The sequence below is a fragment of the Tardiphaga sp. 215_C5_N2_1 genome, assembly GCF_052076055.1.
Lineage (GTDB): Bacteria > Pseudomonadota > Alphaproteobacteria > Rhizobiales > Xanthobacteraceae > Tardiphaga > Tardiphaga robiniae.
In genome coordinates, this window is the sequence record NZ_CP197240.1 from 143,440 (window position 1) to 157,713 (window position 14,274).

The 14,274-nt window shown below is 62.6% G+C and carries 15 protein-coding genes; 13 read left to right on the forward strand and 2 right to left on the reverse strand.

Going from position 1 to position 14,274, the window contains the following annotated elements; genetic code table 11:
• Window positions 1-149: 149 nt before the first annotated feature.
• The 6 genes from AB7828_RS00680 (at window position 150) to AB7828_RS00705 (ending at window position 5,782) form a co-directional block, all read left to right on the forward strand.
• Complete coding sequence (locus tag AB7828_RS00680) at window positions 150-944, forward strand: thymidylate synthase (RefSeq protein ID WP_441229096.1); 795 nt, start codon at window positions 150-152, stop codon at window positions 942-944.
• On the forward strand, window positions 941-1,477 hold the full coding sequence (locus AB7828_RS00685; protein WP_441229097.1) for a dihydrofolate reductase: 537 nt from the start codon (window positions 941-943) through the stop codon (window positions 1,475-1,477). The genes AB7828_RS00680 and AB7828_RS00685 overlap by 4 nt, the downstream gene beginning before the upstream one ends.
• Window positions 1,478-1,630: 153 nt before the next feature.
• Window positions 1,631-2,785 carry an FtsH protease activity modulator HflK gene (hflK, locus tag AB7828_RS00690; RefSeq protein WP_089268263.1) on the forward strand — a complete coding sequence of 385 codons (1,155 nt, stop codon included), beginning with the start codon at window positions 1,631-1,633 and terminating at the stop codon, window positions 2,783-2,785.
• Window positions 2,782-3,675 carry a protease modulator HflC gene (gene hflC, locus AB7828_RS00695; protein WP_089268264.1) on the forward strand — a complete coding sequence of 298 codons (894 nt, stop codon included), beginning with the start codon at window positions 2,782-2,784 and terminating at the stop codon, window positions 3,673-3,675. Before hflK ends, hflC begins: the two co-directional genes overlap by 4 nt.
• A 169-nt stretch (window positions 3,676-3,844) precedes the next feature.
• Entirely contained in the window at window positions 3,845-4,045 is a 201-nt protein-coding gene (locus tag AB7828_RS00700; RefSeq protein WP_068734021.1) for a DUF2065 domain-containing protein, read from the forward strand.
• Between the two features lie 198 nt (window positions 4,046-4,243).
• A complete protein-coding gene (locus tag AB7828_RS00705) occupies window positions 4,244-5,782 on the forward strand; it encodes a Do family serine endopeptidase (RefSeq protein ID WP_441229098.1) in 1,539 nt (512 codons plus the stop codon).
• A 1,018-nt stretch (window positions 5,783-6,800) separates the two neighbouring features.
• On the opposite strand, the gene AB7828_RS00710 is transcribed toward AB7828_RS00705, so the two are convergent.
• Both AB7828_RS00710 and serB read right to left on the reverse strand, forming a co-directional pair.
• Window positions 6,801-7,124 (reverse strand): hypothetical protein, encoded by a 324-nt coding sequence (locus AB7828_RS00710; RefSeq protein WP_139285909.1) that lies wholly within the window; start codon window positions 7,122-7,124, stop codon window positions 6,801-6,803.
• A gap of 88 nt (window positions 7,125-7,212) precedes the next feature.
• Complete coding sequence (serB, locus tag AB7828_RS00715; protein WP_093760364.1) at window positions 7,213-8,106, reverse strand: phosphoserine phosphatase SerB; 894 nt, start codon at window positions 8,104-8,106, stop codon at window positions 7,213-7,215.
• A 3-nt stretch (window positions 8,107-8,109) separates the two neighbouring features.
• On the opposite strand from serB, the gene miaA reads away from it, so the two are divergent.
• The 7 genes from miaA (at window position 8,110) to AB7828_RS00750 (ending at window position 14,173) form a co-directional block, all read left to right on the forward strand.
• Window positions 8,110-9,036 (forward strand): tRNA (adenosine(37)-N6)-dimethylallyltransferase MiaA, encoded by a 927-nt coding sequence (gene miaA / locus AB7828_RS00720; protein WP_441229099.1) that lies wholly within the window; start codon window positions 8,110-8,112, stop codon window positions 9,034-9,036.
• A gap of 39 nt (window positions 9,037-9,075) precedes the next feature.
• A complete protein-coding gene (locus AB7828_RS00725; protein WP_120290400.1) occupies window positions 9,076-9,372 on the forward strand; it encodes a type II toxin-antitoxin system RelE/ParE family toxin in 297 nt (98 codons plus the stop codon).
• 8 nt (window positions 9,373-9,380) lie between these two features.
• Window positions 9,381-9,689: a HigA family addiction module antitoxin gene (locus tag AB7828_RS00730; protein ID WP_089267874.1), complete on the forward strand. Its 309-nt coding sequence runs from the start codon at window positions 9,381-9,383 to the stop codon at window positions 9,687-9,689.
• A gap of 501 nt (window positions 9,690-10,190) precedes the next feature.
• Entirely contained in the window at window positions 10,191-11,969 is a 1,779-nt protein-coding gene (locus tag AB7828_RS00735) for an acetolactate synthase 3 large subunit (RefSeq protein ID WP_441229100.1), read from the forward strand.
• Window positions 11,970-12,132: 163 nt separating this feature from the next.
• On the forward strand, window positions 12,133-12,675 hold the full coding sequence (gene ilvN, locus AB7828_RS00740; protein WP_068738461.1) for an acetolactate synthase small subunit: 543 nt from the start codon (window positions 12,133-12,135) through the stop codon (window positions 12,673-12,675).
• A gap of 18 nt (window positions 12,676-12,693) precedes the next feature.
• Complete coding sequence (locus tag AB7828_RS00745) at window positions 12,694-13,566, forward strand: EamA family transporter (protein ID WP_441229101.1); 873 nt, start codon at window positions 12,694-12,696, stop codon at window positions 13,564-13,566.
• Between the two features lie 4 nt (window positions 13,567-13,570).
• The gene (locus AB7828_RS00750; RefSeq protein ID WP_068738457.1) at window positions 13,571-14,173 is read left to right on the forward strand and encodes a LysE family translocator; all 603 of its coding nucleotides are present in this window, start codon (window positions 13,571-13,573) and stop codon (window positions 14,171-14,173) included.
• Window positions 14,174-14,274: the final 101 nt, after the last annotated feature.

Genomic DNA, 14,274 nt, shown 5'->3' on the forward strand with positions numbered 1-14,274 from the left:
ATTGATTTCAAGGGCTGGGTCCTCACGGATCCAGCCCTTGCCGTTTGCGGGGCAGGGACACACTTTTTCGGGTATAATCCGGGAATCGGCGTGTCCGACCACCGGACGAGGCGATAAGTTCGCCCGCTCACAAGCCCGCAAGATCGACCATGAACCAGTATCACGACCTGCTAGAGCGAATCCTGAGCGACGGTGCCGAGAAGCACGACCGCACCGGCACAGGCACGCTGTCGGTGTTCGGCCATCAGATGCGCTTCAAGCTCAGTGATGGTTTCCCCGTGCTGACCACCAAGAAGCTTTCGCTGAAGGCGATCATCCACGAGCTGCTGTGGTTTTTGGCAGGCGATACCAATATCAAATATCTCAAGGACCACGGCGTCTCGATCTGGGATGAATGGGCAGACGCCAATGGCGATCTCGGTCCGGTCTATGGATCGCAGTGGCGCTCGTGGCCTACGGCGGACGGACGCAGCATCGACCAGATCGCCAATGTGGTCGACATGATCAAGCGCAATCCGGACTCGCGCCGGCTGATCGTGACGGCGTGGAATCCCGCCGAGATCGACAAGATGGCGCTGCCGCCGTGCCATTGCCTGTTCCAGTTCTACGTCGCCAACGGCAAGCTGTCGTGCCAGCTCTATCAGCGCTCTGCGGACGTTTTCCTTGGCGTGCCCTTCAACATCGCGTCCTACGCGCTGCTGACGATGATGATCGCGCAGGTCACGGGCCTCAAGGCTGGTGACTTCATCCATACGCTCGGCGATGCGCATCTCTATTCCAACCATCTGGAGCAGGCGCGGCTGCAACTGACGCGGCCGACACGTACGCTGCCGGTCATGAAGATCAATCCGGATGTGAAGGACATCTTCGCGTTCCGCTATGAGGACTTCACCCTCGAAGGCTACGATCCGCATCCGCACATCAAGGCCGAGGTTGCGGTTTGACCACAACGACACCCGTTCCTCAGATCGTCCTCATCTACGCCGTAGCCGAGAACGGCGTGATCGGGCAGGGCAACGCTATGCCATGGCGGCTGAAGTCGGACATGCAGCGGCTCAAGGCGCTGACCATCGGCAAGCCGATCGTGATGGGGCGCAAGACGTTCGAGTCGTTTCCGAAGCGACCGCTGCCGGGCCGCACCAATATCGTCATCACGCGCAATGCCGACTATCAGGCCGCGGGGGCCGTAGTCACCACGTCGCTTGCCGATGCGCGCGCGGTGGCGACTGGCGATGCGCTGCGGCGTTTGGTCACTGAGATTGCCGTGATCGGCGGCGCCGAGATTTATGCCCAATGGATGGGGATCGCCGACCGTCTCGAAGTGACCGAAGTTCACGCGCAGCCGACCGGCGATACCTTTATGCCGCCGGTCGATCTCACTGTGTGGGAAGAAGTGGCGCGCGTCAGAAATGCCGCGGCGGGCGAGGACAGCGTCGATTTCTCCTATGTGACATATTGCCGGAGAGCGCCCCGTTAACCGCGTTTTCCGCCCGTTAACATTGACTTTCGCGGCCTCAGGCATAGCTCCAGCGATCAAGAACCCCGCGTTGTAAGAGCTGGGGTCGTCCCCTATAAAGCCATGCAGACGTGGCGAGACCGGTATGTCCGGCCGCGCAGAGGAGAGTGTTGAATGCCGTGGAAGAATCAAGGCGGAGGCCCATGGGGCTCTGGTCCGAAGGGACCCTGGGGTTCTGGTCCGCAATCGTCCGGACCGAGGCCGCCTGATCTTGAGGATCTGCTGCGCAAGGGGCAGGACCGCCTGCAGTCGATGTTGCCCGGCGGCTTCGTCAGCGGCATGGGCATCGCGCTCGTGCTCGCCGTGGCGCTGGTGATCTGGGGTCTGTCCGGTTTCTTCCGCGTGCAGTCCGAAGAGCTCGGTGTTGTCCTCCGGTTTGGCAAGCATGTCCGCACCGTGCAGCCCGGCCTGAACTATCATCTGCCTTATCCGATCGAGACCGTGCTGTTGCCGAAGGCGCTGCGCGTATCGACCTTGTCGGTCGGCATGTCGATCCTGGAAGATACCGGTCGCCGTGGCCGCACTATCCGCGATGTGCCGGAAGAAAGCCTGATGCTGACCGGCGACGAGAACATCGTCGATGTCGACTTCACCGTGCTGTGGCGTATCAAGCCCGACGGTGTCGGCAACTTCCTGTTCAACATCCAGAACCCCGAAGGCACCGTGAAAGCGGTCGCCGAAAGCGTGATGCGTGAAGTGGTTGGCCGCGCCAACATTCAGCCGATCCTCACCGGCGCACGCACCACCACCGAAACCCAGGTGCAGGAACTGATGCAGAAGACGCTCGACGGCTATAGCGCCGGCGTCCTGATCCAGCAGGTCCAGCTGCAGAAGGTCGATCCGCCGGCACAGGTGATCGACGCATTCCGTGACGTGCAGGCGGCACAGGCCGACGCGCAGCGTCTGCAGAACGAAGCCCAGACCTATACCAACCGCGTTGTGCCAGATGCGCGCGGTCGCGCCGCGCAGATCCTGCAGGTCGCCGAAGGCTATCGCGAACAGGCGATCGCCGAAGCCAAGGGCCAGAGCGCGCGCTTCCTGAAGGTCTACGACGAGTACAAAAAGGCGCCTGACGTAACCCGTCAGCGTATCTATCTCGAAACCATGGAGCGGATCTTCGGCGGTGCCGAGAAGCTGGTCTATGACGGCGGCCAGGGCGCCGGTGCTTCGCAAGGCGTCGTGCCTTACCTTCCCTTGAATGAACTGACGCCGCGGCGTCAGCCTCCGGCGCCATCTGGTCAGCCTCAGCAGAGCGGGAGCACCCGATGAAAACCGGCATCTCAGGTATCGTTGCACTGATTGTAGTGCTGGTGCTGGTCATCGTGGGCTTCGGCTCGATCTATACGGTGCGCCAGACTGAACAGGCCCTCGTGGTCCGACTCGGCGAGCCCGTCCGCGTGGTCACCGAACCCGGTCTGAACTTCAAGATCCCGTTCATCGACAGCGTGATCTCGATCGACAAGCGTATCCTCGATCTGGAAAACCCGGCTCAGGAAATCATTGCCAACGACCAGCGTCGTCTGGTGGTCGATGCCTTCGCTCGCTACAAGATCAAGAACGCGTTGCGCTTCTACCAGAGCATCGGGTCGATCCAGGCGGCGAACATCCAGCTCACCACGCTGCTCAACGCGGCCATGCGCCGTGTGCTCGGCGAGGTCACCTTCATCCAGATCGTGCGCGACGAGCGCGAGAACCTGATGAACAAGATCCGCGAGCAGCTCGACAAGGAAGCCGACGGTTACGGTATCTCCGTCGTGGACGTTCGTATCCGCCGCGCCGATCTGCCGGAGGCGAACAGCCAGGCGGTGTATCAGCGGATGCAGACCGAGCGTCAGCGGGAAGCTGCTGAATTCCGCGCCGGCGGTGGCCAGAAGGCGCAGGAGATTCGCTCCAAGGCCGATCGTGAAGCAACGGTGATCATCGCCGATGCCAACTCGACCGCTGAACAGACCCGCGGTGCCGGTGACGGCGAGCGCAACCGTCTGTTCGCCGAATCCTACGGCCAGGATCCGGAGTTCTTCGCGTTCTATCGCTCGATGACGGCTTACGAGAACGGGTTGAAGAGCAACGACACCCGCTTCCTGCTGCGGCCGGATTCGGAGTTCTTCCGCTTCTTCGCCAATCCGTCGGGCAAGCCCCCCGCAGCAAAGCCGCAGTAACGGCGTCACTGGTTAAGCTTACGCGGATACCTGTTTTGCGTTCGCTGCCACTCTGATCTAAAGGATGAGGCGCGCCATCGTGGCGCGCCTCATTTGTTTTCAGAAAAGCGCCAAGAAAACTGCCAAGAAAACTGCGGCCAGGGTGCGAACGTTCGGGAGTTGAAGTCGGATGAGGTCCATAGCGTTTGCCGACTTCCTCATCGGCATCGGAATCCTGTTCGTATTCGAAGGCATCCTGTTCCTGGCATTTCCCGGATGGATGCGCCGCGCGATGAAGAGCGCGCTGCAAAGCCCTGACAACATCCTGCGCATCGCCGGTCTGGTCTCGGCCGTCGGCGGCCTGATTCTGATCTGGGCGATCCGGCGCTAGCGGCGGCTCATAATCTCTCCGGGCGTCCGAAAAAGCTCTTCCGGATCAACGCGATCGTGCACGTTTACGTCCGCATTCCGCCGCAATCCACGTCCCAGATGGGCCAGCCGGATGGCCCGCGCGAAGGCTTGCGCGATGTCGCCGTTCGGGCGCACTCTCAGCCAAATTTGCCGACTCTCTTTTGGAGACGTTTCCGACATGTCCTTCGCTCATCCCTCTCTGAGCTCCGTTTCGCGCCGTGCACCGTATAGCGGCCTGCGTCCGCTGCTGACGGCGCTTTGTTTTGGCGCCGCGGTCGCCACGTTTTCCGCGCCGGCCTCGGCCCGCGGACCGGATGGCATCGCCGACGTCGCCGAGAAGGTGATCGATTCCGTGGTCAATATCTCGACCACCTCGACCGTCGAGGCGAAGAACAGCGACAAGGGGGAGGGCGGTGGCCGCGGGGCGATGCCGCAACTGCCGCCAGGCTCGCCGTTCGAGGAGTTCTTCGACGACTTCTTCAAGAACCGCGGCGGCCGCCCCGGCGGCGACAAGAATGGCGGCCTGCAGCCGCGCAAGACCAATTCGCTGGGCTCCGGTTTCATCATCGACACCTCGGGCGTCGTGGTCACGAACAACCATGTCATCGATGGTGCCGACGAGATCACCGTCATCATGAATGACGGCACCAAGATCAAGGCCGAGCTGGTCGGCGTCGACAAGAAGACCGATCTGGCAGTGCTGAAGTTTACCCCGGTGAAGCCTGTGGTCGCCGTGAAGTTCGGCGATAGCGAGAAACTGCGGCTCGGCGAATGGGTGATCGCGATCGGCAATCCGTTCTCGCTCGGCGGCAGCGTCACTGCGGGCATCGTCTCGGCGCGTAACCGCGAGATCAGCAACAACAGCCCCTATGACAGCTACATCCAGACCGACGCCTCGATCAATCGCGGTAATTCGGGCGGCCCGCTGTTCAACCTCGAGGGCGAAGTGGTCGGCGTGAACACGCTGATCATCTCGCCCACCGGCGGCTCCATCGGCCTCGGCTTCGCCGTGCCGTCGAAGACCGTGGTCGGCGTCATCGAGCAGCTGCGCGAATACAAGGAAGTCCGTCGCGGCTGGCTCGGCGTACGCATCCAGCCGGTGACGGACGAGATTGCCGAGAGCCTGAACATCAAGCCGGCGCGCGGCGCACTGATCGCCGGCGTCGACGACAAGGGCCCGGCCAAGCCTGCCGGCCTCGAGCCCGGCGATGTGGTGATCAAGTTCGATGGCCGTGACGTCAAGGAGCCGAAGGACCTGTCGCGCATCGTTGCCGGCACCGCCGTCGGCAAGGCGGTCAATGTGCTGATCATCCGCAAGGGCAAGGAGGAGACCAAGCAGGTCACCCTCGGCCGTCTTGAGGATGACAAGCCGGTGCAGGCCTCGATCAAGGCCACGCCGGAAGCCGAGAAGCCGGCGACGCAGAAGGCGCTGGGCCTCGACCTCACCGGTCTCAGCAAGGATCTGCGCACCAAGTACAAGATCAAGGACAGCGTGAAGGGCGTCATCGTGACCGGCGTCGATGCCGGCTCCGACGCCGCCGAGAAGCGCCTGGCCGCCGGCGACGTCATCGTCGAGGTCGCGCAGGAAGCGGTCACCAACGCCGCCGACGTCAAGAAGCGCGTCGATGCCTTGAAGAAGGACGGCAAGAAGTCGGTGCTGCTGCTGGTGTCGAATGCCGAAGGCGAGCTGCGCTTTGTGGCGCTGAGCGTGCAGTAAGGTTGCACGCTGAGGAGTAACGGTGGCTCTTTCTTCTCCCTCCTCCGATCGTAGCGAGCGGAGAGGGGGCCCCTGTTCTCTCCAAACGTCATGGCCGGACTTGTTCCGGCCATCCACGCCTTGCTTTGTCGCCAAGACGTGGATACCCGGCATGCGCCGGGCATGACGGCGTTTGGTTTTGGCGTTCGCGTGTCACGTTATTTCAGATTCAACTGTCAAACAGCCACTACCCTTCAGACATGCGTCATCGCCCCCATTGTTTGCGGCGCGGGGGCGCCGTCGTCGCTTGCATTCCCACCCCTGTGAGAGGGCGTGCGGAACGCCGGGTGCCCGTTGCACCCTTGGGCCTGATGCGATGCGGTCTTCCGCAATTGAGAGTGCATCAGGACTTTCGGAGGCGCCGAGCGATTGCCCGACGTTCCGCCTGCGGTGTTTTTTTCGGTTGCCTGCACATCTGCCTTGGCGAACGGTCCCATCACCAAAATTAGTGTCCCAGGGCGGAGGGACAGGGTAGCCTCAAGCTCTTGGCCGGACGCGTTTCGATTTGGTCGTCCGTCACACTGTCCAGGGCTCTTTCCATCTCAAGGTCGGCCGTCTCCTTGCCAGTGGCAGTGCTGGCGCAGATCCGTCCTGCCCGAAGACAGACGTCCCCCGTGAACCGCGTAACGCCGCATCTCCGGCGTCCACCGCATCCCACCCCGCGAACGTGACGATCGCGATCGCCCCTCTCGGTGGGGCAGGACGAAGGGGAATATAAACCTGATGGGGATGTTGTCAACGGAAGATAGGAAAAAATGTTTGGCGTCGGCCTGTTGCCCTCACGAAAGCGGGGAGCCCAGTAAACGCCGGCGTTGCGCTTCGTCACGATGGCCTGCGTTTACTGGGGCGCCCGATCAAGTCGGGCGACGACAATTAGAGTTTGCGGCTGAAGCCACCAGAACACGTCGAGATTCCCCGCCATTCCAACTGGAGTGGCGGGGAATCTCGTCATGGGATGAACACTCCGGGAATCTTATTTTTAGGCGGGCGGCTCAGTGACCGGTTCCTTCTCGGGATAGCGCTGTTTGATCAACCAGTCGGCGGTCAGCAGCACCGCGAATGTCGCAAGTAGCAGCAGAACCAGCGTGCGAAGCGATATTGCCTGCTGCCTGTAAGCTTGCTGGAGAACGAGAAACATCGTCAGCCATGCGCCCGCATAGATGCTTCGCCAGCCGGTATGGAGAAGTTGGCGTGCGGAAAGCGGCCTGTCGGCCAGGAACGTCCGCACGCATTCCATTAGGGGCACGAGAATCCAAATCAAAGCGAAGAGCGGAACGAGACCCGATAAATCCAACGGCGGCATGATGACCGGTGCTTTCGTAACTGAAGACCGGTCGTTTGACGCTGCGGCTGCCGCAGTGGTTCAATTTACGTTTAGACTTTGGCCGTGCCTACGCGGTCACAAACGTGCTGCGCTTGTAGCCCTGCGCATACAGTAGCGCGGTGAGATCGCCGTGGTCGATCCGGGCTGCTGCCGATGCAGCCACGGCCGGCTTGGCGTGATAGGCGACGCCGAGGCCTGCATCCTGGATCATCGCCAGATCGTTGGCGCCGTCGCCGACGGCCATGGTGTCGAGATTGTCGAGATCGAAGGACTCGCGCAGCTCGACCAGCGTTGCGAGTTTCGCGGCCTTGCCGAGGATGGGCTCGGCGACGGTGCCTGTCAGCTTGCCATCAGCGACATGCAACACGTTGGCGCGGTTTTCCTGGAAGCCGACGAGTTCGGCGACCTTGGCTGTGAACAGCGTGAAGCCGCCGGAGACGAGGCAGGTATAGGCGCCATTGGCGCGCATGGTCTGCACCAGCTCGCGGCCGCCCGGCGTCAGCGTGATGCGCGAGGCCAGCACCTCATCGACCACGCCGACTTTCAGGTCTTTCAGCAGCGCCACGCGTTCGCGCAGTGCCGGCTCGAATTCGATCTCGCCGCGCATGGCCCGTTCGGTAATCGCAGCCACATGAGCCTTGAGGCCGGCGAAGTCAGCGAGCTCGTCGATACATTCCTGGCCGATCATGGTGGAATCCATGTCGGCGAGAAAAAGCTTCTTGCGCCGGTCGCTGACAGGCTGCACGACAACGTCGATCGGCATGTCGCCGCGGGCTGCGCGGAGGCGGTCGCCGAGCGCGAGGATGTTGTGGTCGCTGGCAAACAGGATATCTGCGGCGACGCCGTCGCTCAGCCAGTGCGCCTCGGTGTCGCCCGGCAGAAGTGCGCGCAGACCGTCGACCACCGTGCTATCGAGAGCGGGATTGGCGGGGTTGCAGATCAGGGTCGCAACGAGAGACATGACGTGAGTTCCAGTCCGGACAACAGAGCGCTGCTTATCGCAGGGCCGACCGCCAGCGGCAAGTCGGCGCTGGCGCTGGCCGTGGCGCGCGCGCGGGACGGCGTGGTCATCAATACCGACAGCATGCAGGTCTATCGCGACCTGCGCGTGCTGACGGCGCGGCCGACAGTCGAGGAAGAAGTGCAGGCGCCGCACCGGCTCTATGGCACGGTCGATGCCGCGGTGAATTTCTCCGCCGGCGCCTGGGTCGAGGAGGCGGCGCGGGTGCTTGCCGAGGTGCGGACGCAAGGCAAACTGCCGATCTTCATCGGCGGCTCCGGACTATACTTCAAGGCGCTGACGCGCGGGCTCTCGGCCGTACCGCCCGTCGCCGCCGAGGTGCGCGACGATGTCCGCGCGCGTCTGGAAAGGGATGGGCCGGAGGCGCTGCATGCGCAGCTCGCTTTGGTTGATCCGGTCTCCGCAGCGCGGCTCAATCTGCGCGACCGCACGCGCATCGCCCGCGCGCTGGAAGTCGTGGAGGCGACGGGACGTTCGCTGACCGACTGGCACAGCGAGGGCCTGCCGCCGCTGCTGCCGCCGGAGGGCGTGACCGCGCTGTTTCTGGCGCCCGAGCGCGACGAGCTTTATGCGCGGATCGATGCGCGGTTCGGGCGCATGCTGGACGAGGGCGCGCTGGACGAAGTCGCTGCCCTCGCGGCGCGCGGTCTCGATCCGCTGTTGCCGGCGATGAAGGCCCATGGCGTGCCCGCACTGATCCGGCATATCCGCGGCGAGATCTCGCGCGAGGAGGCCGCGGAGATCGGGCAGGCGGATACGCGCCACTACGCCAAGCGGCAGTTCACGTGGTTTCGGCATCAACTGCCGGAGTTCGCGTGGATGACGGTGGAGGAGGCGGGGACGAGCTTGGCCAGAGCTCTTGTCAGTTGACCCATAGGGTGGTACAATGGCTCATCTGGGAGGCTCTGAATGATCGTCGGGTTTCGCGATGATTGGTTGCGGGCCTTCTTCGTGGACGACGTCCATTCTCGCAACATTCCGGCGGACCTTGAAAGCCGGCTGTTTCGCAAGCTTCAGATGATCGACGATGCGACCACCGATCAGGATCTGCGCGTACCGCCGAGCAATCATTTCGAAAAGCTGCGCGGCAAACTTGGCGGCTTGCACTCGATCCGCGTCAACAACCAGTGGCGGCTGATCTTCCGCTGGGATAGCGGCCGCGGCGAAGCGTCGGATCTTTATCTCGACGATCACAGCTATCGATGAGGTGACTCATGCTGATGACCAAACGCAAGCCGGCCACTGTCGGTGAAATCCTGGTCGAGGAATTCATGCAGCCGCTTGGCCTGACACAAGGGACATTGGCAAAGGCGATGGGTGTCCAGCGCAAGCATGTGAACGAGTTGTGCAACGATCGCCGTAACGTGACCGCGGCGACCGCGCTCATTCTCGCACGCGTCTTCGGCAACAGCCCGGACTTCTGGCTGAACGTGCAGCGCCGCGGCGATTTGTGGGAGGCGATGAACTCGCCGCAGGAACTGGCGCGGATCGAACGTGCGACGCCTCTGGTGAAGGCGGCTTAGGCCTGCAAACCAACACTCCGTCATGGCCGGGACATCTAGCGAAGCGAGCTTCGCTAGATGTCCCGGCCATCCATGTCTTCGCTTGCGGCCAAAGGTGTGGATACCCGGCATTCGCCGGGCATGACGATGGAGGGGGCGGGTGACCCGTACGTCGGCACGCATATCTGCCCGCCCGTTTTTTCCGCTCGCCGAATGCCAAAGACCCGGCTAGGCTCCAAAATCAGCGCGATCACAGCAACTTCCCTTGACATCCCCGGTTTGCTGGCTATGTTCCGCGCAAGTTATGAAAAGTCGGACCGTTCCTGTGCGCAACAAAGTTACAAATCTCCTTATTATCGTGGTACCCTGGCGCACCGCCGGGGGTAGCTGACGGCTACCCACGAACCGAGCGGTGTGCACAGGGTCCTGAACGGGCCCTTTTTTATTGTCTGAACTTCAAGCTTTCCGAACCCAGCGACCATCCAGACCAAGCCGCGCCGCAGAGCGCATCCGGAGCGAACCATGAGCGACAGCAAGCCTCACGATCCCAATCAGATGACCGGCGCCGCGATGATCGTGCGCGCGCTTGCTGATCATGGCGTCAAGCACATCTTCGGCTATCCCGGCGGTGCGGTGCTGCCGATCTATGACGAGATCTACCAGCAGTCCGAGGTCGAGCACATTCTGGTCCGCCACGAGCAGGGCGCCGGCCATGCCGCCGAAGGCTATGCGCGCTCCACCGGACTGCCGGGCGTCGTGCTGGTGACGTCCGGTCCGGGCGCCACCAACATGGTGACGCCGCTGGCCGACGCGCTGATGGATTCGATCCCGCTGGTCTGCATCACCGGACAGGTCCCGACGCATCTCATTGGTAACGACGCGTTCCAGGAATGCGACACCGTCGGCATCACACGGCCCTGCACCAAGCACAACTGGCTGGTCCGTGACGTCAACGATCTCGCCAAGGTGCTGCATGAAGCCTTCTATGTTGCGACCACCGGCCGTCCGGGCCCGGTCGTCGTCGACGTGCCGAAGGATGTGCAGTTCGCCACCGGCACCTATCATCCGCCGCGCAAGTCGGACGTCCATATCTCCTATTCGCCGCGCGTAAAGGGTGATGCCAATGCGATCCGCAAGGCGGTGTCGCTGCTGGCGGGTGCCAAGAAGCCGATCATCTATTCCGGCGGCGGCGTCATCAATTCGGGTCTCGCGGCCTCGAAGCTGCTGCGCGAGCTGGTCGAAGTCACCGGTTTCCCGATCACCTCGACGCTGATGGGCCTCGGTGCCTATCCGGCATCCGGCCCGAACTGGCTGGGCATGCTGGGCATGCACGGCACCTACGAAGCCAACATGGCAATGCATGACTGCGACGTCATGCTGTGCGTCGGCGCGCGCTTCGACGACCGCATCACCGGACGTACGGACGCGTTCTCGCCGAATTCGAAGAAGATCCATATCGACATCGATCCGTCGTCGATCAACAAGAACATCCGTGTCGATATCCCGATCATCGGCGATTGCGGCAATGTGCTCGGCGACATCCTGCAGGTGTTCAAATCCGAGGCGAAGAAGCCGGACACCAAGGACTGGTGGAAGACCATCGCCACCTGGCGCGCGCGCAATTCGCTGGCCTATAAGACGAATAACGATGTGATCCTGCCGCAATTCGCGATCCAGCGTCTGTTCGAGGCGACGCGCGGTCACGACACCTACATCACCACCGAAGTCGGCCAGCATCAGATGTGGGCGGCGCAGTTCTTCGGCTTCGAAGAGCCGCATCGCTGGATGACGTCCGGTGGTTTGGGCACCATGGGCTACGGCCTGCCGGCGGCGCTCGGCGTGCAGGTCGCGCATCCGGACTCGCTGGTCATCGATATCGGCGGCGATGCCTCGGTGCAGATGACGATGCAGGAAATGTCGGCGGCGGTTCAGCACGAATTGCCGATCAAGATCTTCATCCTCAACAACCAGTATATGGGCATGGTGCGCCAGTGGCAGCAGCTGCTGCATGGCAACCGGCTGTCCCATTCCTATTCGGAAGCGCTGCCCGATTTCGTCAAGCTTGCTGAGGCCTATGGCGGTGTCGGCTTCCTGTGCAGCAAGCCCGGCGATCTCGACGGCGCACTGCAGGAAATGATCAAGGTGAAGAAGCCGGTGCTGTTCGACTGCCGCGTCGCGGCGCTGGAGAATTGCTTCCCGATGATCCCGTCCGGCAAGGCGCATAACGAAATGCTGCTGCCGCTGGAAGCCAATGATGAAGCCACCGCGGCGGCCTTCGCGGGCGGCAAGGCGCTGGTGTGATGCAGATAACACAGGCCCTCATCCTGAGGAGCCGCACTCTTGTGCGGCGTCTCGAAGGATGAGTGTCCAAGCTCATGGTTCGAGACGCGCGAAGCCGCGCTCCTCACCATGAGGGATGTAACATCGTGGCGAAAGCCAAACGAGACTTCGACAGGGAACGACAATGGAACAGCCTGCCTCCGCCTATTTCATGGAAGAGCGTCACGATCCCAACGAGACGCATACGCTGACGGTGCTCGTTGCCAATGAGCCGGGCGTGCTCGCGCGCGTCATCGGGCTTTTTTCGGGCCGCGGTTACAACATCGAAAGTCTCACGGTGTCGGAGACCGAGAGCCACAAGCACGTCTCGCGCATCACCATCGTTACCACGGGCACGCCGATGGTGATCACGCAGATCAAGCATCAGCTCGATCGCATGATCCCGGTGCATCGCGTCGTTGACATGACGCTGACCGGCCGCTCCATCGAGCGTGAGCTTGCCATGGTCAAGCTGCGCGGCACCGGCGAGCATCGCGTCGAGGCGCTACGCCTCGCCGAAGCGTTCCGCGCGCGCGTCATCGACGCCACCATCGAGAGCTTCGTGTTCGAGATCACCGGCAACACCGGCAAGATCAACCAGTTCATCGACCTGATGCGGCCGCTTGGCCTCGTCGAGATCTCGCGCACCGGCGTTGCCGCCATCAGCCGCGGACCGGAGGGGATGTAGCCTCCGCGCATCGCAGTCATGAAACCTCTCGACATCGCGTTGGCCGTCGCAGTGGCCGTGATCTGGGGCGTCGGCTTCGTGCTGACCCGGATGGCGGTCGACGAAATGTCGTCGACGCTGCTCACCACGCTGCGCTTCGGCATCACGGCGCTGCCGTGCCTGTTCCTGCCGAAGCCGAAACTGTCATGGCTGCTGATCGTCGCGACAAGCTGGCTGCTGGTGGCGCAATTCCTGGCGCAGACCTATGGCATGGCGCATGGCGTGCCGGCGGGGTTGACCTCGGTGATCGTGCAGAGCCAGGCGCTGTTCACGGTGGGGGCTGCAGCGCTGTTCCTGCGCGAATTGCCGACCCGGCAGCAGGTCGCGGGTATCGCCATCGCCATGGGCGGGCTGCTGATGATCTGTTTCACGGTCGGCTATGACTTCAGCGTGTTCCCCTTCATGGTGCTGATGACGGCGCCGGTGAGCTTTGCCTTTTCCAATCTGCTGCTGCGCCGCGCGCAGTGCGTGCCGATGCTCGACCTGTTCGCCTGGATCAGCCTTGTCGCTTTGCTGCCGCTGCTGGTCGTGCTGTTCGCCGTCGATGGCGCGAGCACGACGTGGCAATCGCTCACGCATGTCTCGCTGAAGGCCTTCGCCTGTGTGCTGTTCCTCGCGCTGGTCGGCACCACGCTGGGCTACTGGATCTGGGGCCGGCTGCTGCGAGACTATTCCGCGGCGCAGGTCGTGCCGTTCGCGCTGCTGGTGCCCTTCATCGGGGCGGCTGCGTCGAGCGTCACATTCGGCGAACAGTTTGGATCACTGCGGCTCGCCGGTATGATCGTCGTTGTCTGCGGCATTGCCGTGATGCTGCTGTCGAAGCGCCCACCCACGCTTGTCGAGGTGGTCTGAGGTCATGTCGCAGCAACTCCTGTTCGCCTTCATCGTGTTCGCCATCGTGATGTTCTTCACGCCCGGCCCGAACAACATCATGCTGCTCGCGTCGGGGCTCAATTTCGGCTTTCGTCGTACGCTGCCGCATGTCTTCGGCGTCACCGTCGGTTTTGCCTTCATGGTCGCCGTCACGGGCCTCGGATTGGGGGCGGTCTTCACCTCCTATCCGGTGCTGCACACCATCCTGAAATATGCCGGCGCGGCGTATCTCGTTTATCTCGCTTTTGCGATCGGGATGTCCGGTCCACCCAACCCGGGTGACGCCGAACGGCGCCGGCCGATGACGTTTTTCGGCGCAGCGCTGTTTCAATGGGTCAACGTCAAGGGCTGGGTGATGGTGATCGGCACCATCACCGCCTATGCGGCGATTGCGAACTATCCCTGGAACATCCTGCTGCAGGTCGCCCTGTCGCTGCTGCTCGGGTTCGTCTCCTGCGTCACCTGGGTGCTGTGCGGCACCTCGCTGCAATCGCTGGTAAAATCGCCTGGCGCGGTCAGGGCGTTCAATATCGTCATGGGGCTGCTGCTGCTGGCCTCCCTGTATCCGGTGCTGGTGGAGCTATGAGCCCGACGCGCAGCGTAAAATCACCGTCGCGGGCTTGTCTCGCGGCACCCGTCGCCCTAGAAACCGGCGGCAATTCATGGTCTTCGGCCATTCGGCTTGAG

Bases quoted from the DNA above. Each gene is read 5' to 3' on its own strand.
- AB7828_RS00680 (WP_441229096.1), top strand. From the start codon at position 150: ATGAACCAGTATCACGACCTGCTAGAGCGAATCCTGAGCGACGGTGCC.
- AB7828_RS00735 (WP_441229100.1), top strand. From the start codon at position 10,191: ATGAGCGACAGCAAGCCTCACGATCCCAATCAGATGACCGGCGCCGCG.
- AB7828_RS00700 (WP_068734021.1), top strand. From the start codon at position 3,845: ATGAGGTCCATAGCGTTTGCCGACTTCCTCATCGGCATCGGAATCCTG.
- hflC (WP_089268264.1), top strand. From the start codon at position 2,782: ATGAAAACCGGCATCTCAGGTATCGTTGCACTGATTGTAGTGCTGGTG.
- AB7828_RS00730 (WP_089267874.1), top strand. From the start codon at position 9,381: ATGCTGATGACCAAACGCAAGCCGGCCACTGTCGGTGAAATCCTGGTC.
- AB7828_RS00710 (WP_139285909.1), bottom strand. From the start codon at position 7,124: ATGCCGCCGTTGGATTTATCGGGTCTCGTTCCGCTCTTCGCTTTGATT.
- AB7828_RS00725 (WP_120290400.1), top strand. From the start codon at position 9,076: ATGATCGTCGGGTTTCGCGATGATTGGTTGCGGGCCTTCTTCGTGGAC.
- AB7828_RS00705 (WP_441229098.1), top strand. From the start codon at position 4,244: ATGTCCTTCGCTCATCCCTCTCTGAGCTCCGTTTCGCGCCGTGCACCG.
- AB7828_RS00750 (WP_068738457.1), top strand. From the start codon at position 13,571: ATGTCGCAGCAACTCCTGTTCGCCTTCATCGTGTTCGCCATCGTGATG.
- ilvN (WP_068738461.1), top strand. From the start codon at position 12,133: ATGGAACAGCCTGCCTCCGCCTATTTCATGGAAGAGCGTCACGATCCC.
- AB7828_RS00745 (WP_441229101.1), top strand. From the start codon at position 12,694: ATGAAACCTCTCGACATCGCGTTGGCCGTCGCAGTGGCCGTGATCTGG.
- serB (WP_093760364.1), bottom strand. From the start codon at position 8,106: ATGTCTCTCGTTGCGACCCTGATCTGCAACCCCGCCAATCCCGCTCTC.
- hflK (WP_089268263.1), top strand. From the start codon at position 1,631: ATGCCGTGGAAGAATCAAGGCGGAGGCCCATGGGGCTCTGGTCCGAAG.